Source organism: Pseudomonas sp. NPDC087639 (assembly GCF_044743385.1).
In the GTDB taxonomy this organism is placed as follows: domain Bacteria; phylum Pseudomonadota; class Gammaproteobacteria; order Pseudomonadales; family Pseudomonadaceae; genus Aquipseudomonas.
Window position 1 is genome coordinate 1 of sequence record NZ_JBIUWI010000008.1, and the last position, 18,911, is coordinate 18,911.

Annotated in this window: 15 protein-coding genes and 1 pseudogene; 10 read left to right on the forward strand and 6 right to left on the reverse strand. The window is 54.6% G+C overall.

Annotated features, from left to right (window positions below; all coding sequences use genetic code 11):
* The 9 genes and pseudogenes from ACIOVB_RS05755 to ACIOVB_RS05795 form a co-directional block, all read left to right on the forward strand.
* A pseudogene (locus ACIOVB_RS05755) lies at positions 1–166 on the forward strand (type VI secretion system tube protein Hcp); the annotation flags it as partial.
* Positions 167–298: 132 nt separating this feature from the next.
* Positions 299–2,341, forward strand: coding sequence for a type VI secretion system tip protein TssI/VgrG (gene tssI / locus ACIOVB_RS05760; RefSeq protein ID WP_401265679.1), 2,043 nt, complete (start codon positions 299–301; stop codon positions 2,339–2,341).
* On the forward strand, positions 2,331–3,074 hold the full coding sequence (locus tag ACIOVB_RS05765; RefSeq protein ID WP_401265682.1) for a DUF4123 domain-containing protein: 744 nt from the start codon (positions 2,331–2,333) through the stop codon (positions 3,072–3,074). The genes tssI and ACIOVB_RS05765 overlap by 11 nt, the downstream gene beginning before the upstream one ends.
* The gene (locus ACIOVB_RS05770) at positions 3,071–7,840 is read left to right on the forward strand and encodes an RHS repeat-associated core domain-containing protein (protein ID WP_401265685.1); all 4,770 of its coding nucleotides are present in this window, start codon (positions 3,071–3,073) and stop codon (positions 7,838–7,840) included. The genes ACIOVB_RS05765 and ACIOVB_RS05770 overlap by 4 nt, the downstream gene beginning before the upstream one ends.
* Positions 7,841–7,842: 2 nt before the next feature.
* Positions 7,843–8,268 carry a hypothetical protein gene (locus ACIOVB_RS05775; RefSeq protein ID WP_401265688.1) on the forward strand — a complete coding sequence of 142 codons (426 nt, stop codon included), beginning with the start codon at positions 7,843–7,845 and terminating at the stop codon, positions 8,266–8,268.
* A gap of 352 nt (positions 8,269–8,620) precedes the next feature.
* A complete protein-coding gene (locus ACIOVB_RS05780) occupies positions 8,621–9,247 on the forward strand; it encodes a DUF2247 family protein (protein ID WP_401265691.1) in 627 nt (208 codons plus the stop codon).
* Between the two features lie 321 nt (positions 9,248–9,568).
* Positions 9,569–9,898, forward strand: a complete 330-nt coding sequence (locus ACIOVB_RS05785) for a hypothetical protein (RefSeq protein WP_401265694.1) — start codon at positions 9,569–9,571, stop codon at positions 9,896–9,898.
* A 13-nt stretch (positions 9,899–9,911) separates the two neighbouring features.
* A complete protein-coding gene (locus tag ACIOVB_RS05790) occupies positions 9,912–10,328 on the forward strand; it encodes a HEAT repeat domain-containing protein (protein WP_401265696.1) in 417 nt (138 codons plus the stop codon).
* 181 nt (positions 10,329–10,509) lie between these two features.
* On the forward strand, positions 10,510–10,929 hold the full coding sequence (locus ACIOVB_RS05795) for a DUF6896 domain-containing protein (protein ID WP_401265699.1): 420 nt from the start codon (positions 10,510–10,512) through the stop codon (positions 10,927–10,929).
* A 652-nt stretch (positions 10,930–11,581) separates the two neighbouring features.
* Here the strand turns inward: ACIOVB_RS05795 and ACIOVB_RS05800 are convergent.
* On the reverse strand, positions 11,582–12,406 hold the full coding sequence (locus ACIOVB_RS05800; protein ID WP_401265702.1) for a VanW family protein: 825 nt from the start codon (positions 12,404–12,406) through the stop codon (positions 11,582–11,584).
* A 166-nt stretch (positions 12,407–12,572) separates the two neighbouring features.
* On the opposite strand from ACIOVB_RS05800, the gene ACIOVB_RS05805 reads away from it, so the two are divergent.
* The gene (locus ACIOVB_RS05805; protein ID WP_401265858.1) at positions 12,573–13,394 is read left to right on the forward strand and encodes a glycosyltransferase family 2 protein; all 822 of its coding nucleotides are present in this window, start codon (positions 12,573–12,575) and stop codon (positions 13,392–13,394) included.
* A 335-nt stretch (positions 13,395–13,729) separates the two neighbouring features.
* On the opposite strand, the gene ACIOVB_RS05810 is transcribed toward ACIOVB_RS05805, so the two are convergent.
* From ACIOVB_RS05810 to ACIOVB_RS05830, 5 genes are all read right to left on the reverse strand, one after another.
* Positions 13,730–14,314 (reverse strand): hypothetical protein, encoded by a 585-nt coding sequence (locus tag ACIOVB_RS05810; protein WP_401265705.1) that lies wholly within the window; start codon positions 14,312–14,314, stop codon positions 13,730–13,732.
* Between the two features lie 85 nt (positions 14,315–14,399).
* Positions 14,400–14,582: a hypothetical protein gene (locus ACIOVB_RS05815; RefSeq protein WP_187677053.1), complete on the reverse strand. Its 183-nt coding sequence runs from the start codon at positions 14,580–14,582 to the stop codon at positions 14,400–14,402.
* 115 nt (positions 14,583–14,697) lie between these two features.
* Positions 14,698–15,765, reverse strand: a complete 1,068-nt coding sequence (locus ACIOVB_RS05820; protein WP_401265707.1) for a lipocalin-like domain-containing protein — start codon at positions 15,763–15,765, stop codon at positions 14,698–14,700.
* Positions 15,755–18,226: an FtsX-like permease family protein gene (locus ACIOVB_RS05825; protein ID WP_401265708.1), complete on the reverse strand. Its 2,472-nt coding sequence runs from the start codon at positions 18,224–18,226 to the stop codon at positions 15,755–15,757. The genes ACIOVB_RS05820 and ACIOVB_RS05825 overlap by 11 nt, the downstream gene beginning before the upstream one ends.
* Positions 18,223–18,876 carry an ABC transporter ATP-binding protein gene (locus ACIOVB_RS05830; RefSeq protein ID WP_401265711.1) on the reverse strand — a complete coding sequence of 218 codons (654 nt, stop codon included), beginning with the start codon at positions 18,874–18,876 and terminating at the stop codon, positions 18,223–18,225. Before ACIOVB_RS05830 ends, ACIOVB_RS05825 begins: the two co-directional genes overlap by 4 nt.
* Between the last annotated feature and the right edge of the window lie 35 nt (positions 18,877–18,911).

Genomic DNA, 18,911 nt, shown 5'->3' on the forward strand with positions numbered 1-18,911 from the left:
CGCGATCATCGTCGCCATCCACCACAAACTGCACCACTGCCAGGATCCAGGCAACTCGCACTTCACCCACCTGGAAGAAGTGCAGTTCACCTACCGCAAAATCACCTGGACCCACGAAGTATCCGGTACTTCGGGTTCCGATGACTGGCGTGCTCCAGTCGTTTAATTACGGCTGATCGTTACAAGCATCGGCCAGCTCTGCTGGTCGATGTTGTTTACGCCCCTCCAGAATTTCGCGTACGTTGACCCGCTTTTGCGGGCGTCGACGAGCGCCGCTGCACAGCACGAGGAACAAGGGATGTTCGCGCCGGCCAATGAAACCCACTTTGCCCTGACCATCGAAGGTCTTTCCGCTGATTTCCAGGTGTTTACCCTGCAAGGTCGGGAAGCCATAAGCCAGCCTTTTGTGTTCGAGGTGGAGCTGGTCAGTGAGCAGCCGTCGCTGGACCTCGAAACCCTGCTGCACAAACCGGCCTTCCTGCAACTGTCGCCCGATGGCAGCGGCATTCATGGCCAGATCTACCGCGCCGCGCAAGGTGACTCAGGCAAACGCCTGACCCGTTATTCGGTGACCCTGCGCCCGCAACTGTCGTACCTGGCGCACCGCGTCAACCAGCGCATCTTCCAGAACCTCACGGTGCCGAAAATCATCGGCATGGTTCTCGAAGAGCATGGCATCCAAAGCAACGCCTACGAATTCAAGACCGGTTCGATCTACCCCGAGCGCATCTACTGCGTGCAATACGACGAATCCGACCTGCATTTCATCCAGCGCCTGTGCGAGGAAGAAGGTATCCACTACCACTTCCAGCACAGCGCCACGGCGCACAAACTGGTGTTCGGCGATGACCAGACGGTGTTCCCGAAACTCAAGCCTGTGGCCTATCAGCAAGACTCCGGCATGGTCGCCAGCGACCCGGTGATCAAGCGCTTCGACCTGCGCCTGGAAACCCGCACCAGCCGCACCACGCGCCGCGATTACGACTTCGAAAAACCGCGCATCACCCTCGAAAGCGAAAACCGTGGCGACGCCCTGCCCGACCTCGAAGACTACGATTACCCGGGCCGTTTCATCGATCGCGAGCGCGGCAAGCACCTGGCCAAACGCGCCCTCGAACGCCACCGCAGCGACTTCCAACTGGCTGAAGGCAAAAGTGATCAGCCGTTGCTGGTCAGCGGCCATTTCCTCGCGCTGACCGCCCATCCGAAAGCCAAATGGAACGACCTCTGGCTGCTCACCGAAGTCCTCCACGAAGGCAAACAGCCGCAAGTGCTCGAAGAGTCGGTGACCAGCGACACTACCGCGCTGAAAGACGATTTCCATCAGGGCTACCGCAACCGTTTCCAGGCCACCCCATGGGACGTGCCGAATCGCCCGCCCCTGCGCCACCCGAAACCGCGCATCCTCGGCAGCCAGAGCGCTGTGGTCACCGGCCCCAAAGGTGAAGAGATCCACTGCGACCAGTACGGCCGCGTCAAAGTCCAGTTCCACTGGGACCGCGAAGGCCAGGCCGACGACAAAACCAGCTGCTGGCTCCGCGTCTCCAGCGCCTGGGCCGGCGCCCAATACGGCGGCATCGCCATCCCGCGCATCGGCATGGAAGTGCTCGTCACCTTCCTTGAAGGCGACCCCGACCAACCGCTGATCAGCGGCTGCCTGTACCACAAGGAAAACACCGTCCCGTACGCCCTGCCCGCGAACAAGACCCGCAGCACCTTCAAGACCCTGAGTTCAATGGGTGGCGGCGGTTACAACGAACTGCGCATCGAAGACAAAAAAGGTCAGGAACAGATTTATCTGCACGCCCAGCGCGACTGGGACGAGAACGTCGAGCACGACCAGAAAATCCGCGTCGGCAACGAACGTCACGACACCGTTGAAAAGAACAGCTACACGGAATTCAAGGCCGAAGAACACCACACGGTTTATGCCGATCGCAAAGTCGAAGCGCGGGCGAATGACCACCTGACCGTGGGCGTGAATCAGCACATCAAGATTGGGACTGGGCAGTTCATTGATGCTGGGCAGGAAATCCACCTGAGCAGTGGCATGAAAGTGGTGATGGAAGCTGGCGCCGAGTTGACCCTGGTCGGCGGCGGCAGCTTCATCAAAATCGATGCCGGCGGCGTGACCATGAGCGGCCCGGTGATCAACATGAACTCCGGCGGCAGCCCCGGCAGCGGCACGGGCGCCGCCCCGCTGATACCCGGCATCCTGAAACAGGCCGACGCCGACAAGGCCGGCCAGGTCCTTACCCCGGCCCAGATCAACACCCTCAAACGCAACGCACCATTCTGCGAAGAATGCGAAAAATGTAAGGCAGGTGCCTGTGCCATCTGATCGAATTACGCCCAAGGATTGGCTGGCACAACAGCCGCTACAGACTGGCGAACGCCTGTACCTGATCATCAGCGCGGCGAGCGACAGCGACGCCCTGAAAAACCTGTACCTGACCGAACCCACCGCCCAGCTCCTGCCAATCTGGGGCGGTACGCCCTACTCCACCTGGCAACCGGTGATGCCCTACGTCACCGAACTCAAGTCCAACTCCGCATTCCTGCCGTGGATCGCCGAAACCGCTGCACTCGACTGGGGCTGGTTGGCGGTGTCGCGCTCGGAGCCGAACGAAGTGTTCGAGCATTTGCGCAGCCTGACGCAGGTGAAGATGCCGGATAGCACCGAGGTGTTTTTCCGCTTCTGGGATGGGCGGCATATCTACCCGATTCTGCATGGACTGGGGGACAAGGCAGGGGAAGTGATGCCGATGTTTGAGCGGTATTTGATTAATGGTCAGGCGCTGGAGGTTGGACCGAGGGCGGTGCCGAAGGTGAAGGATTGGCCGTGGTGGGAGGTGCCGAAGCCGTTGCTGGATGGACTGACCAAAGAAAATCCGTCGACCGTCATCGGCAACATGATGCAGTGGTTGCTGGATGAACATGCCGACCTGTACTTCTCGTTCCCCGAGTTGAACTTGAAACAAAAAGTGGCGCGATTTGTAAAACGCACGCCGCTCACGGAAGAAAATTTTACCGGGCTGCTGAAAGCCCATCTGGAAAATGAGGTGGTTGTATGAGCGTTTTGATGGGTGGGATTGTTGGCAACCTCACAGCAAAGCAACCTGATGCTCAGGCAATCATCAATGACTTCAAAAAGTGCCTTAAGGACTACCGCGAGCATGCCGAAGCCTGGTATGGCGGCATTCTGGATGCTGAGCAGCAGTTCAAGGTCGGTGACGAAGTCGGTACGGCGGACAAGGACAGCAAAAAGGAAAATACTCTTTATGCCAACTGCCCGGCGAACGGCAAACTTGTGCTGGTACACAGTTTCGAATCCGCTCGCTTTGTGCCGATTGGCAATACGCCGGTGCGTTTGACGCCTGTGGTTGATGGCCGCTTCGTTGGCAAGAACGAGGTCGGCCCTGCAATCAACAAAACCATCGATTCGACCGGAATCCTGGAAGTCTCCGGGCTCACACCCAATCAGCAGTACAAAATTACGTTTTTCCCTAATCCAACTCCTGCCCAGATCGATAGCCTGTTCAACTCCTACCAAGGCGTAATCGGTGAACTCGGTGGCTGGTTGCAAACCGAGTGGAGCACCAGCTTCCTTCCGTTGTGGCAGGCCCACACTGATGCATCGTTCGGCGGTCGCGCGTTGCAAGAACTGGAAGCCGCTTGGGAAGGTTTTCTGAAAGCGATCATGGGTCTGTGGGGCGATATCAAGAGCCTCTACGACTTGGTTGCTCACCCCCGCGAGAACTACGAAAAACTGAAAAAGTTCTTCACCGAAGAACAGATCAAAAAGATCTATGACGCCTCCGCCGAGGCCATTCACACCGCCCTGTTGATTGCCAGCGATGAGCCACTGATGTGGATCTACGTCGCTGCAATTGTGGCATGGGTGCAGATGCTGCCCCCTCAGACCTGCACCGAAGTGTTGGCGCAGATGAGCACAGAATTCCTGCTGAACATTCTTGTCGGTGTCGTCCTCACCGGCGGTCTGGGCCTGGCTGTGCGTGTGGGCACGAAAGCCGTCAAAGGTGTGCAGAGCAGCGGCAAAGTCATAAAACTGATTGAAGACTTCACCGGGATGCTGATGAAGGTCAGCAAATCAAAGGGTACTACGCACACCGAGGCGTCCAAGCCGTTGTTGCTTAATGGTGATTCGAAGTTCAATCCTGCACGCAAAGCGGATGTTCAGATTGCCCCCCCCAAGCCTGCCGAAACCGCAAAAGCGCCGAAAAATAAACCACCGGCCAGCGGTGGAAAAGTTGAATCCGACGCGCAAATCCAGGCACGTAAAAAAAATGAGCCAGCATCACGTGTCGAACAGGTAGAACCTGTCGACAACGCGCCCAAACAGTCGAAAAACCCAGCGGACGAACCCGCACAATGCGTCGACAAAACTTGCTCCAACGGCGAACCTGTGTCGATGGTGACCGGCGAAGAACTGCTGACACTCACCGATGGTGAACTGGGCGGCGTGCTACCTTTCCAGTGGACACGTCTGTACCGCAGCAGTGCAGTCGAAATCGACAGCCGCCTCGGACACGGTTGGAGTCATTCGCTGTCCCATCGTTTACAGCTCGACGATGAGGGCGTTCTTTGGACAGACAATGAGAACCGCCAGACCCGCTTCCCGATGCCAACCGAACAGCGTCCGGCTATCACCAATAGTCTGGCGCAGGCAGCGATTTATCTGGGGAGTGCACCCGGCGAACTTATCTTGACCCAAGCCGGGCCAAAAACACGCTTCTACCACTTCCGCGCCGGGCGCCTGACAACGATCAGCGACGCTTATGAAAATCGGTTGCACATCAGTTATGACTTTGTTGGCCGTATTCAGCGTATCGACAATGGCGCAGGTCGAGCTCTGCTACTGCGTTACGACGACCGTCACATTATGGCCGTCGATCAACAGCAACAACGCCCGGAGTACAACGAACGTGGTGAACGCCAGGATCCGTGGCTGACCATTCAGACGCTCGTCACTTACAAATACAATGCATGCAATCAGCTCGTTTCTTCCACAAACGCAGCAGGTGAAACCGAGCATTACCGCTATAACGACCAACACGTCATCCTCGAACGACAAATGGCCGGTGGAGCAAGTTTTTTCTGGGAATGGGAGCGCGAAGGCAAGCTTTCCCGGTGCGTCCGTCACTGGGCCAACTATTCGCAAATGGAAGCTCGTTACGAGTGGGACGACAAAGGTTCGGTCACCGTTTACAACGCAGACGGCAGTGAGCTGGTCTATGTGCATGACGAAAACGCCCGTCTGGTCAGCGAGACCGCACCTGATGGCGGTGAAACGCAGAACGCCTATGACGATCAAGGTCGTCTGATCGCCGTAAAAGACCCGATGGGCGCCATCACCGAATACCAATACAGCGAGGCCGGACGCTTGATCGCGGTCATACCGCCGGAAGGTGTTCCGACCCGTTATAACTATTTCAACGGCCAACTCATCGATGTACAGCGGGGCAAGGCGCGCTGGAAATATGAGCGCAACCGTCAGGGTGACATCACCCAACAAACCGATCCGGACGGCAACGAAACCTACTACAGCTATGACCGTCAGGGCCGACTGCTGGAAATTCGTCACCCCGACGGCAGCCGCCATCAACTGGGTTGGAACAACCTTGGTCAATTGCTCGAAGAACGTCTGCCGGACGGTGGTCAGCGCAAATACCGCTACGATGCACTCGGCCGGCAAATCACCCGGCAGGACGAGTTTGGCGCAATTACCCATTACCAATGGGACGCTGCTGATCGTCTGACCCAAGTCACCCTGCCCGGCGGCGCAACCCGTGCTTTCACCTATAATCCGTATGGCCGGGTCACCGCCGAACGCGACGAGCTCGGCCGCATCACTCGCTACGAGTACGCCGACAACCTGCATCTGGTCAGCCGCCGCATCAATCCGGACGGAAGCCAACTGCGCTACCGCTACGAGAACTCACAACTCAACCTCACCGAGATTGAGAACGAGCGCGGCGAACGCTATCAGCTCGACTACTACTCGAACGGACTGATCCAGCAGGAAACCGGTTTCGACGGTCGCCGCACCGCCTACGAGTACGACCTCAACGGTCAGTTGCTGAAGAAAACCGAATTTGGTGATGACGGCAGTGAACTGATCAGCGAGTACCAGCGCGATGCCTCTGGTCGCCTGCTGGTGAAGACCCTGCCCGACGGCGAGGAAATCCACTACAGCTACGACGCCCTAGGTCGCCTGGTCAACGTCGACGACGGTCACTGGCCGCTTGCTTACGAATATGACGTGCAGGACCGGTTGATCACCGAGCACCAAGGCTGGGGTACGACGCGTTATGAATACGATAGCGTCGGCCAATTGAGCCACTGCCGCCTACCGGATGGCAGTACGCTCGATTACCGTCACCTGTCCGGCGGACGTCTGAGCAGCATCGACCTTAACGGTTCACGCCTGACCTCTCACCAGTTCAGCGCCGGTCGCGAACAACAGCGCCAGCAAGGCCTGCTGCTCAGCCAATATCAGTACGACGAACAGGGGCGCCTGCAAGCACACAGCGCCGGCCAGCGAGACAAAAATCTGTTCCAGCGTCGTTATAATTACGACGCCAACGGTAACCTCGCCGGCGTTGACGACAGCCGCAAAGGTAACCGTAGCTATCACTACGATCCCCTGGATCGCTTGATCAGCGTTCGCGGCGCAACACCGGAAAGTTTCGCCCACGACCCGGCGGGCAACCTACTCGGCCAGAACAACGAAGGCACAGCCAACCTCGCGAACGTCAAAGGCAACCGCCTGCTGATGCAGGGTGACCGCCATTACGACTATGACGCTTATGGCAACCTGATCCGTGAACGTCGCGGCGCCGGCCAAAAACTCGTCACCGAATACCGCTACGACTGCCAGCACCGCCTCATCGGCGTCAGCCTGCCCGGCGGCAGTACCGCCAGCTACAAGTACGACGCCTTCGGACGCCGAATCGAAAAAACCGTAGACGGCCACACCACCGAGTTTCTGTGGCAAGGCGAACGATTGATCGCGGAAAGCGCAGACAATCGCTATCGCAGCTACATTTACGAGCCCGGCAGCTTCCGCCCGCTTGCGATGCTCGATGGCGAAGGCCCACGCAAGGCCACGCCGTTTTACTACCAACTCGACCACCTCGGCACACCGCAGGAACTCACTGATTACAGCGGCGAGATCATGTGGTCGGCCAAATACCGCGCCTACGGAAACCTTGCGGCACTAGACGTCAGCGAAATCGACAATCCGCTGCGCTTCCAGGGACAGTACTTCGATACGGAGACTGGCCTACACTACAACCGCCATCGCTACTACAATCCGAGCACTGGACGGTTTTTGACCCCTGATCCGGTCAAGCTTGCTGGGGGGTTGAATAACTACCAGTACCTGCCTAACCCTACGGGATGGATCGATCCGTTGGGACTGAGTGGGTGTCCAGGAGGCAAAGATGGCTCCTCTGGGGTAAGTACCGAGAATCCTGAAAGCAAAACAGTCGTAAACGACGGCTCACCTCCACCTCCTGAACCGCCAAAACTTGATAAATGGAGCCGCGAACCTAAAAGCATCCAAGATCAGATGACTTTGCAAGCAGCAAAAGAAGGGCAAGGGGTCAGGATCATTGAAGGGCTAAATGACCCAAACTATAAAGGAATGGATAAATGGGAGCTCAAAGTAAAATCCAAGAATGGTAACGACTCAGTTGTACATTACGTTCGAGATCCAAACACAGGAGAACTAATGGATTTTAAATTCAAAAAACACAGCACTGATGACATAAAACCATGGGGCAACGATCCCTCTGTACCACCTGGAGAGCTTTAAACATGAAAGTAAAATGCAAGACAAACAGGATATGCGAAAACTTCACACAAGAAACAGCACTAAGATTGAAACGTCACATTTCAATCGGAGACGGCGAATTGGATTTGGAAATCGGAAAAGAATATGTGGTTTACGGCATAGAGTTCTGGGACAACTGCCCATGGATTTACATATGCACGGAATCTTACGACGAATATCCAAAACCATTCGCGTTGGATTTTTTTGAAATAACCGATAGTAAACTCTCCGCTCACTGGACCCTTAAATCAAAAGAAACATATAACAACAAAAATAAAACTCAACTCGTTTTCCCCGAGTGGGCCGCGGACGACAGTTTTTATGAAAAGCTAGTTGACGACAATGAGTTCTGCATTGCAACATTCGATAAATATAGAAAAATCATGAATTCCGAACAATCAATAAATTGAAACCGGGGAAAAGAACACTGTTTTTTCTAGATGTGGTCTAGCTTGCAATTAACAGCATTCAAAACATTACCTTAGTACATTCCAGCCTAATTATTTCTGGAGAAAAATTTCCTTTCCAACCCACTAAACAAATCGATTAAAAACGTCAAACCAGGGCAGACTAGGTCTTTTACTAGGCATTAATAACGCTTAAAGAGGATGATACGATTAGCCTAATACCACCGAGAGAAACTCCATGAGTTTTAGATCAGCGGGCGATGAAACCAACCTAAACACAGTCATTTACAGGAGCCTTGGCTTCGGAAAAATATCAATCCTTGAAACAAAAAAACAACATTGCAAAAGGTGATCATTGCAAAATGGTGACAAATCTATTTTTCCTTCCAATCCAAAAGGGTTAAAAATAAATCCGTCCCCTTTTACTTGCCAACCAAATCCCATCAAGACTTCCAAAGTAGAAAAAATGCCCTTATTACCGCTTGACGGAAACTTTATATTCTCCAAGACGCCCTGGCTAAGCTGGGACGAACTTTTATTTGGATTTCAACGAGGTTACGTCGATGAAAAAGGCATTTCGCACTTCGCATGCAACACATTAACAACCGCCTCTTCAGAGAAGGCTTATGAGCTTGCTTCGTTAGAGCCTCACGAACTTTATTTGACAAGCGACCTTCTTCAGTCTCTAACGAGCAAAAACCCGCAAACCGAAAAAGAAATATACAAGCCTTGGATTTATTTACTTCTCTCCTATTTTTTAGAAAACAAAAACTCGCTATCGAACCCCCTTGAAGTTACTGAAGAACTATATGCAGACTTTGACTACCCAGGAGAAATCTCGCCGATAGTTAGATATATGCCTATACCTGATGGTGTCGAAGGGTCCGAAGAGCGACTATATGAAAACTGGAGGCTCGCAATTTTAGAATACAAAGCTCTTTTTTCCTGCGAAAGAGATTGTATTCCGCCAACGACAACATAAAGATTATGGAGTAATCCATGCATACATTAAAAAGGGGACAGATTTATTTTCTAAAAACTGAAAATAAATCTGTCCCCTTTTCTCGAAAATAAATCTGTCCCCTTTTCTCAGTCCCCTTTTCTCAAAGGTAAGAAGGCCGATGACTCGGAAAAAACTGAGCACGACGAGGGTAGAGCGCCTCCTGATCCATACAATCGCCCATACGCAGGGGCACTACCCGCCCAGATGCAAAACAAAATACTGTTCGGCACACGCAGCCCTAGCAGCAACAAACCAATTGGCGGACACTCTTCTGAAGTACTGAAGTCTCCTGAGCACCAGATGACCGTTCTGCAAATAAACCCAGACGGAACGATAAAAGTTGAAGACTTCAAAATGATTCTTGAGCGAAAAGACGGTACCGTTGGTATGTCGGCCAAGAAAGGTGGAAAGCATACACTAGCTCCGGAAATCTGGAGTAACGATAAAATACTTTGGGTTACGGACGAAGTAGCCGCAGCACCGGGTGTGTTTATGCGAGAAGTTGACGGAGTTACAACCACTCTACACACTAAAACGATTGATGGTGTTCAGTGGCAAGTACTAAAAGACAATGGAGTCGTGACATCCTCATTTCCAGCTGGCGACGCACCTATGTCACCACCAATTTAAGTCGAGATAAACCATGAACAGCAAGACTTACGATGAATACAACTACTGGCTTGGTCAAAATGAAGACTCAAATTGGAACGAGTACATCACCGAGCAGGTAGCCCACGGAGTTTTGGGAAAATTCAATGCCGAAGACTGGCAGCTTCTGTACGATACGATCTTATCAAAAGAGGAATACTGGCAAGAACGAAGTGCTGCGGCGCTTGGGGAGCAACGATCGCCTGACGCAATAGAGATTTTAAAAAAACTTCTCGACTCCAAATTCACCGAGGTAACTATCGCCGCTGCCTCAGAACTTGATTGGACTGAAGCACTCATCGAGCATAAATATGCTGAAAAAATACAGTCAATTATAGATAACCTATCACTCGACGAGTTGGAATCTCACCCAGAGCTTGCCAACCTACTAAAAAAATCAAAAAAAACATAAACATTATTACAATCAGACTTACTAACGCAACAAAGGGGACAGATTTATTTGGACCACAAAGGGGACAGATCTATTTTCCATACTTGAGTAAAAAGGCATTGAAAATAAATCTGTCCCCTTTGAGCCACGTATTGGAATCCGCAAAAAATGTTGGTAACGACAGACTGGAGCGACCTAGAAGATGATCGACAAAGATCTTACATTACTAATTTCAGACTTCTTGAAAGAAGTGAATTCTTCACTTGAACTGTTGGAAAAAAAATTCGGTTCAAAGTCAGTCCATCAGCTATGGAGAGATAAAAAAATCGCCCAAAGAGGAGAAATATCTGATGGCATTACCTACCAGATTCATGGCAACGGCTGCATGATTGAATTTCCAGACCACTGCGTGGACTTCGATTTCGACCCAGAAGAAAGAGCTGATTGGTTCGACGCATGGCGACTTTACAATTATGCATGCGAATACCCAGACAAGTACCCCAAATATACAAAACTAGAAAATGTCGAATTAGAACTTAAAAAGCACGAACAGCAAAAAATAGTAAGCAAAATCAAAAACTCTTATTCAAATTTGTACTTCCTCCAAGACCACCAGATTTAGGAAAGAAGAACAAAAAGGCGCATTGAGGAAACTTTCAGCTCACAGAAGGCTCAAGGGATCGAGATTGCTGATCAACGGCCATATAGTAATATGTAAAAAGCATTAAAAAGGGGGCATGGATGATATAGAGCACCACTTGGAAGGAATACAATTCTGGAAACCCTAGACTTATTTGCCACAGCCAAACCAAAAACAGATATACTTTTATCAATCCTTACTGTTTAATCTATTCTAAACCCATACTACAAACAGCCCTCGAACAACATTTTAATATGAGAAAACCATTAAAATACAAATTACAGCCAATTCGAGTACCAAGCGGCTGGACAATAACAATCAACAACCTGTTCGAAGTTGACCTCACTCCTGAAACATCAGCGTGGTTCTGCAGTTCCGTCTTGTTAGGTGGAGCGCGTCGCTCGACAGGTCACTGTTTCGATTCAAGAGTTGAGCCCGAAGGTGATCCAGAGGGCGAATTCGTTACCGACTTCCTGATAATCAAATACGATAAAAAGGGCGAACCCATAAGAGCCTCGGAAACTTATCTTGGCGAATTCAGGACAAAGAGCAAGACGGCGTTCATAGAGAACATCGAGTTGTTCATGTTTGAATCATGACTCACTGATTCATGAGAGCTCTGGTCAGTTTCGACTCAACGCTCCGCCTCGATCAGGTCGTCTCCAACCTCATACTTAACCACCACCCGATTCCGATACAACCTCTCCCGCACCACCAACTCCCCCACCTGCCCCTTCTCCCTGACCTCCCGCCAAATCTCATTCTCCCGATACACCCGCCCCCCATCCCGCACAAACCGATGCCCTTCCTGAAACACGTGATACCGATACGCCCGCACCTGGTCACACAACAACTCACCCTCCAACTGCGTCTCGCCCACCTTCAACTTCAACTGAAAACTGCGATCCGTCGGGTTATGCAGCACCAGATCAACGTAGTTGTAAAAAATTGCCGCCCCAGAGCCAAACGGTAGCACTCGGCCCTCATCCGGAAACGGATCAAAGCTGTGATTGGAGCGTTCGACCACTACCAGTGGCGAGTGAATGGCCATCCAGTGAATGAGGTTGCTCAGTTGGCATATCCCGCCACCCACCCCGGTTCGTGCTTCGCCGAAAGACAGTTCCATGCCTTCAACGTAGCCGCGCTTCAGAGTCGGACGGCCGACGAGGCGGCAGAAGGAGAAGTGTTCGCCAGGTGCAATGACGACGCCGTCGATGGCGGCGACGGCGAGCTTAAGGTTGATGACTTTGTTGTGTTGCAGGGCGAGGTCGGAGTCGCCGAGTTTGCGGATGAGTTTTGAGGTGTGTTTGAGGTAGCGAAATGGCAGCCGTTCGGCCAACGCAGCAGGCCGTGCGTAGCGCTTACCGGAGCAGTGCCAGGCGATTTGGCGGAACAGCCTTTTTTGCCACACGCGCAGCCAGTACAGGGCTGGATGGTAGAGGGAGAGTGGTTTTTTCATCCGTGACACAACGGCGCTCGCCGTTTCTTCCTTGAACCGTAAAGGGGCGCGCAGTTTAGCGTGTCTGCCGCGCGATTCTGGAAATTAAGCTTCGCCTAAGGTTGCCTCGCTACCCTCCCGGCTCATGAACCCTGTCGCCATTGAATCGCGGATGAGTCTTTCTGTTATGAGTGCGTTTGATCTGCCAACCCAGCCACAGCCGAACTTCAGTCTCGTTTTGGTCAATTACAAAACCCCGGACATCACCAGGATGTGCCTGGAGTTATTGCACCAGCACGTCGTTGAACAGCGAATTCCGGTGTGGGTGGTGGACAACGATTCGGCAGATGAAAGTCTGGATTACTTGCGTTCGCTTGACTGGATCAATCTGATTGAGCGGCCTTCGCCGTGCAAAGAAGCAGGCCATATTGCCCATGGCAAGGCACTGGATCTGGCGCTGGAAAAAGTTGAAACCGATTACCTTTTCTTGCTGCACACCGACACTTTTGTCTACGACAAAGAAGTGTTTGCGATGATGATGCGCGAGTGCACGAAAAGTGCGGATATGGCGGCAGTCGGTTGTGTCGAGCAAATCAATCGGGGGGTTGTGCGTGATACCTGGCGCTTAACTTCGCGCTTTTGCAAGCATTATGTTCGCCAGTTAAAAGTCCGTTTGGGTTTGAAATCCAAACCGCCGAGACCTTATAAAGAAACTCATCTGAAAAGTTTCTGCACCTTGTGGAATGCTCGATTGATGAAGTCGCTGGACCTGCACTTTTGCATGGATGATCGAGTGCCGGGTTATACGTTGCAGGATCGGATGGCGGGTCTGGGCTATGGCATCAGGTTCCTGTCGCCACGCAAGATTTTCCGCTATCTCGATCACATCCAGGCAGGAACGGTCGCTGCGGCGGGCACCTACGGGGAAAATCACCGTCGGACGAAAATGTATCAGGCAACGATCAAGCGCTTCCAGGGCCAGCGAACCAAAACTGCGACGCACGCATGAAATTATTCGGAGCAACAAAAAGGGCGACTTTAAAATCGCCCTTTTTGTTAACTGAAATTGTATACATCCGCTCCCGAGGAGGTGTTCGCCCAGTGTAATGGCCTGGCAATCCATGCACCGGTAAAGAGCCCTGACACTGGGCGAACGGGAGGGATTTTAATAGAAGTTGGCGGTTATGTCGTCATCGACGTACATGAAATTTATGTACGAATAAGTTAATAGATATTTATCGGCGATTGCTTTCGTGAAACTTTCAAGAAAAGCAAACTCAACTAATAGTATGACTACTCTCATACATAAACTGTACAAGAGCAGTCACCCTGTAGAGTTAATACTCAACTTTCGTGTTGACTGGTCACTTTTAAGATATCGGTGTAAGTGACAAAAACGCTCTGTCCGACTTTCAGATCTTTCAGCTTGGCTTGGTTTTCAGGCGATTTCACGTCGAGGGTTTTCGACTGGCCCGCCGGGTTTTTCAGGGTTACCTGATTTTTCTTCAAATCAATTTTGGTGATTTCCAACTGCACCTGAATCTGGCGATAAGCCTCTCCGCCGGGATTATCACTGCCGGGAGCGTTACGCACTTCGCCGGAACGCTCGACGGTGCCAGGCAGACCTTTATCCACATCGGTGTCGAGGTAGGCCGCGACAGATCGCTGAACTTCGACCTTGACCAGATCGCCGACCTTCAGATTGGCGAGGTTTTTCGCTTTGTCGCTGAGCTGAACGTGAACCTGACGACCCTCAGCGCCTTCCAGCACGACCTGATGATTGGCTGCATCAACGGACACCACTTTGGTGGTGACCTGATCTGCCTCGATGGTGGCGGACAGGGGTATCTCGGCGGCAAACGCGCCAAGGCTGGTGGCGGACAGAAGGGTTGCAAGGGTGATCGACTTGGCCAGTGCATGGAGCTTCATAAGCGTACTTTCCCTGTAGTGAGTGGCAGCACCCGGCGCCGGACTCGTCCCAGGCGTCAGGTGTGTCACTGAGCATAGATGCTGTTCAGGGCTTGACCTTGGTGTGTGGTGCGGCGGTTTCTTGCGCGGTGGATTCGCCACTGGCGGTGCCTTTGCCGCTTTCCTCGCGTTTCTTCGGATCGGTGGGCCGCAATGCATCGTTGTCGCGCTCGGTTTCCCCCGCTGGCCGGGGTTCGTCGGGGTGCTCGTTTTCGGATGTCGGTTTCATCGGGGTAGTCCTCAGGCTTCGGGGCCGTCCATTTCGCGGGCGACGTTAATGGCGGGCGAGTCCTTTTGTAGAGGTTGAGAGATCAAATGGAGTTCAACTCAATCCATGCACTCCCTCAGTAACCGGTCATTTCCAGATAGCCCTGCCCGCCATGACTGCCGTTGATGCGCACCGGGCCTTCCCAGTAGGGAATGCGCAGGTTCATCCACGCATTGGGGTTGAGCGCCGACAGGCTGATGTCGAGGTGTTTTTCCGGGATGCTGATCGACCAGCGCACCGGCATCGAGCGGCCAGCGACCTGGGCAGTGTCTTGCGGCGTGAGTTTGATCTGCTCGCTGTGCAGGGTTTGCGTCTGGCCGTCAGCGTTGATCCAGGTGCCGGTCAGATAAGGCGCACCGTTCTTCTGGCGCATGCGGTACAGCATGACGTGTTCGCCACTATCCAGATGCAGGGAGAACCAGTCCCAGCCGGTCTGGTTGGCGGTCAGCGGTTGGCTGCTCCACTCGCGGTCGAGCCAGGCCGGGCCGCTGACGGTGTAGGTCTGGCCGTCGATCTGCAAGGTGCCGCTGGCCTGGAAAAACGGCTGGCTGTAGTAATACGACGCCTGCCCCTCCTCCGATTTCTGACTGAATCCTTTATCACCCTGCAGCACCAGCGGACGGCTGGAGGTGAGGTGTAGTTGATAGGCGAAGGATTTATCGCGCGCACTCAGTTGCAGGTCAGTCAAAGGATCCTGCGCCTGACTGGCGAACATCCAATCGTCGATCCACGCCTCGAACGGCACCAAACGCACGCCAGCCTGACCGACGCCACCCCGGGCATAGCGTTCGGCAGCATGATGCACCGAGCTGGAAGTCACCGCTGCATGCCCCAGCCAGATCGTTTGATTGCCCCACCCTGTTTGCTCCGGCACTGGTTTCAATGCACTGCGAAACAGCGTCCATTGCACGCCAAATTCATTGCCCTGCTGATCCTTGAGATTGGCGGTGACGTACCACCACTCGATGCGAAACCCGTCGTGGGCAGCATGATCCGCCGGGAAGCTGAACACCCGTCCCGGCACCACCGGAGTAAATGCCTGTGCCTGATCGCCCATCCCGGCAAAACCCTTCTGCTCAGGCGCTGACTGATCGCAGCCAGCGAGCAACAGCACAAGCATCAGCACAACGAGGTTAATCCTCATGGGCAAACGTCCTCAGCAGATCCACCGGTTGCGTGCGGTACAGCGAATACAATGGCCACGCCGAGGCCAGCAAAGTCGCGAGCAACGCCAAGCCCATCAACTGCACCAATTGCCACGGAAACACTCGCAACGGCAGACGCCAGCCAAACGCCTGCACGTTGATCACCGCATCCAGGCACCACGCCAGCGCGATGCCCAATGGCAGCGCCAACACCAGCGTCAATACTGCCAGCAGCCAGGTCTGGCCGAGGTTGAGCAGCATCAACTGACGTCGCGTCACGCCCAACGCCCACAGTGGTGCGAGTTGGCCGAGACGACTCTGGCTTTGGGTCAGCAGGCTGATAAACAGCGCCACGCCCGCGACCGCCAAGGTCAGGCTATTCAGCGCGGCGGTGGCGGCGAAGGTGCGTTCGAACACCTGAACCGACCAACCCTTGAGCCGCGCCTGATCGACGATTCGACTGTCATCCAGTTGGAAGCGCGCCTGCAACGCACTCACGAATGCAGGAATGTTTTGCGGGTCGATGCGCAGATTGAACCGGTTTGGCGTCAGTTGTGGCCAGCCGCGCAGCAGGTGATTGATGTTGACCAGCAAATGGCCCTTGGGGTTGCCGTAATCGGCGTAGATGCCGACGATGCGCGGCGACCAGGCGCCATTCGGTGCGGGAATCGTCAGGCGATCACCCGCGCGCACTTTCAGCCGTCGCGCGAGTTGCTCGCTGAGCATCACCGCATCGTCCGTTGCCAGATGCGCCCACGGATCACTGCCGCTGGCGTCTAGCAACGGCCAGTGCTGACGATAATAAGCATGGTCGATCACCCCGAACACATCCGCCGGCCAGCCTTGCAGCGTTACCGACACCTGCCAGTTGGGCAGTATTGCCGTGACCTGCGGCTGTTGTTTCAGCCAGCTGTACATTTCGCGGGCCTGAGCCGGGTTGGTCGGATTGATGTAAAGCTCGGCGCTCAGACGTTGTTCGAGCCAGTCGTTGAAGGTCTGGCGAAAACCGGCGGTCATGCTGCCGGCGCCGATATTGGCGGCGAGTGCCAGGAGCAAAGCCATCAGCGCCAGACTCAATGCCGGAAGTTGCTGCCGGCAGTCGGCGAGAAACCACTGGCCGAGCACTGAGCGACTGCGTCCGAGCAACGGACTCAATATCGCACTCAGCAACACAGGCAAGGCCAACGCGGCACCGAGCAACAACCCCGCCATCAACACAAAACCGCTGGCCAGACTGTCGCCCCAGATCAACGCCACCAGCGCAATCACGCCCAACACCAAGGCCAGCCAACCCTGGCGACGCAGCCAACGCGCATATTGCTGGTGCCAGGCTTGCGGATCGGCCACCGCCAACAGCGGCAAACGCGCCGCCCGCAACAGGCTGTTGGCCCCGGCCAGCAAAGCTCCAAACAGACTCAAACCAATCCCGCTGAACCACCACCAGGGGCTCAAGCGCAACTGCCCCGCCACTTCCGCGCCGTACAAACCGCGCAGGCTGGCGGCGACATCCGGCAGCAAGACGCTGGCCAGCCAATAACCGCTGACCACGCCGAACACGCCGCCGATCAGTGCCAGCACACCCAGCTCAACCACCAGACAGCCAATCAACATCCGCGCACTGACCCCACAGGCTCGCAGTGTGCACAGCAAGCCGCGCCGTTGTTCCAGAGCAAGGCCAATGGCCGCGTGGACGATGAATAAACCGACCAGGAACGAGAGAAATCCCAAGGCATCAAGGTTGAGATGAAAGCTCTCGGTCAGTCGCGCCAGATTGTTTTCCTCGCCACTGCTCTTGAGCTGCAATTGGCCTTCAAACGTGGCCGGTAACTCGCCGTGGAAATCCTTCGGCAGTAACAGCCGTGACAGTTGTCCGGGTTGTTCGAGCAAGGTTTGCGCGACGCCGATATCCACCAGTAACACGCCGGGTGCCATATCCTTTTGCGCGCGCAGCGGCGGCAACGTCTGGCCAGTGATCGTTTGCGGCGTGGCGCCTTCGCGCAGGTTCAAGGCCTGCAAGGTTTCCGGGGAAATCCACGTACTGCCCGGTGGCGTGAAGAACTCGACGATGCGTTCGATCGGCATCGCCTCCCCGGCCACCGCAGAATCGGCCGGCAGTGACACCGGCTCAATACCCATCACCTGCAGACGCTGATTGTCGTGATCCTTGAGGTTCAAGCGGCCCTGCAACAGCGGCGACACCGGCCAGCCCTGACGGCGCAGATCGATGAACCATTGCTGCGGGAACGTCGCGTCGCTCGGCGTGCTCAGGCTGGCCTGCGGTTCGCCGCCGATCAGTTGGCTGGCGCGGGCGTAGCTGTCACGGGCCTGACTGTTGAGCGCCTCGACACCGGTCAACAGGCTGGTGGCCAGCCACAACCCGGTCAGTACGCTGAAGAACTGCACCGGGTGCCGCCGCCAATGGCTGAGCAGCGCGCGCAGGGTTTGCCAAAAGACGATCACGTCAGCCGCCCGTTGGAGAGCACCACCCGCTGCGCCAACCGCGCTGCCAACCGGGGGCTGTGGGTGACCATCAACAAGGTTGTTGGTGTGTCATCGAGCAACTCCAGCAACAGGCGCAGCACTTCGTCGCTGGTCGCTTCATCGAGACTGCCGGTGGGTTCGTCGGCCAACAGCAGTTTCGGCTGCGAGGCCAGCGCCCGGCCCAGTGCGACCCGTTGCTGTTGGCCACCGGACAATTGCTCGGGATAGCGCTTGAGCAAATCGCCCAGCCCCAGACGCTGCACCAGATGCGCCTGCCAACGCGGTTCATGACGCCCGGCCAGGCGCGCCTGAAACGCCAGATTGTCCTCGACGCGCAAACTGCCGATCAGGTTGAACTGCTGGAACACCAGACCGATTTCCGTGCGTCGCCAGTTGGCCAGTTGCGCTTCGTTCATGCTTTCGAGGCGATGCTCACCGCTGCGAATGCTGCCGCTGTCAACCTTGTCGAGGCCAGCCACCAGATGCAGCAGGGTGCTTTTGCCACTGCCGGATTCGCCCATCAGCGCCAGGCTGCTGCCGGGTTCGAGCGTCAGGTCGACGCCTTGCAGCACCGGTAGCGGGCCTTGGGGGGTGACATAGCTTTTAAAGACATCCAGAACATGAAGCATGCCGTCATCCAAAAGTTGCAAGTGGCTCAAGGATA

Coding starts and splice junctions, on each gene's coding strand:
- tssI (WP_401265679.1), top strand. CDS start 299: ATGTTCGCGCCGGCCAATGAAACCCACTTTGCCCTGACCATCGAAGGT.
- ACIOVB_RS05770 (WP_401265685.1), top strand. CDS start 3,071: ATGAGCGTTTTGATGGGTGGGATTGTTGGCAACCTCACAGCAAAGCAA.
- ACIOVB_RS05775 (WP_401265688.1), top strand. CDS start 7,843: ATGAAAGTAAAATGCAAGACAAACAGGATATGCGAAAACTTCACACAA.
- ACIOVB_RS05785 (WP_401265694.1), top strand. CDS start 9,569: ATGACCGTTCTGCAAATAAACCCAGACGGAACGATAAAAGTTGAAGAC.
- ACIOVB_RS05790 (WP_401265696.1), top strand. CDS start 9,912: ATGAACAGCAAGACTTACGATGAATACAACTACTGGCTTGGTCAAAAT.
- ACIOVB_RS05795 (WP_401265699.1), top strand. CDS start 10,510: ATGATCGACAAAGATCTTACATTACTAATTTCAGACTTCTTGAAAGAA.
- ACIOVB_RS05800 (WP_401265702.1), bottom strand. CDS start 12,406: ATGAAAAAACCACTCTCCCTCTACCATCCAGCCCTGTACTGGCTGCGC.
- ACIOVB_RS05805 (WP_401265858.1), top strand. CDS start 12,573: ATGAGTGCGTTTGATCTGCCAACCCAGCCACAGCCGAACTTCAGTCTC.
- ACIOVB_RS05810 (WP_401265705.1), bottom strand. CDS start 14,314: ATGAAGCTCCATGCACTGGCCAAGTCGATCACCCTTGCAACCCTTCTG.
- ACIOVB_RS05815 (WP_187677053.1), bottom strand. CDS start 14,582: ATGAAACCGACATCCGAAAACGAGCACCCCGACGAACCCCGGCCAGCG.
- ACIOVB_RS05820 (WP_401265707.1), bottom strand. CDS start 15,765: ATGAGGATTAACCTCGTTGTGCTGATGCTTGTGCTGTTGCTCGCTGGC.
- ACIOVB_RS05830 (WP_401265711.1), bottom strand. CDS start 18,876: ATGCTTCATGTTCTGGATGTCTTTAAAAGCTATGTCACCCCCCAAGGC.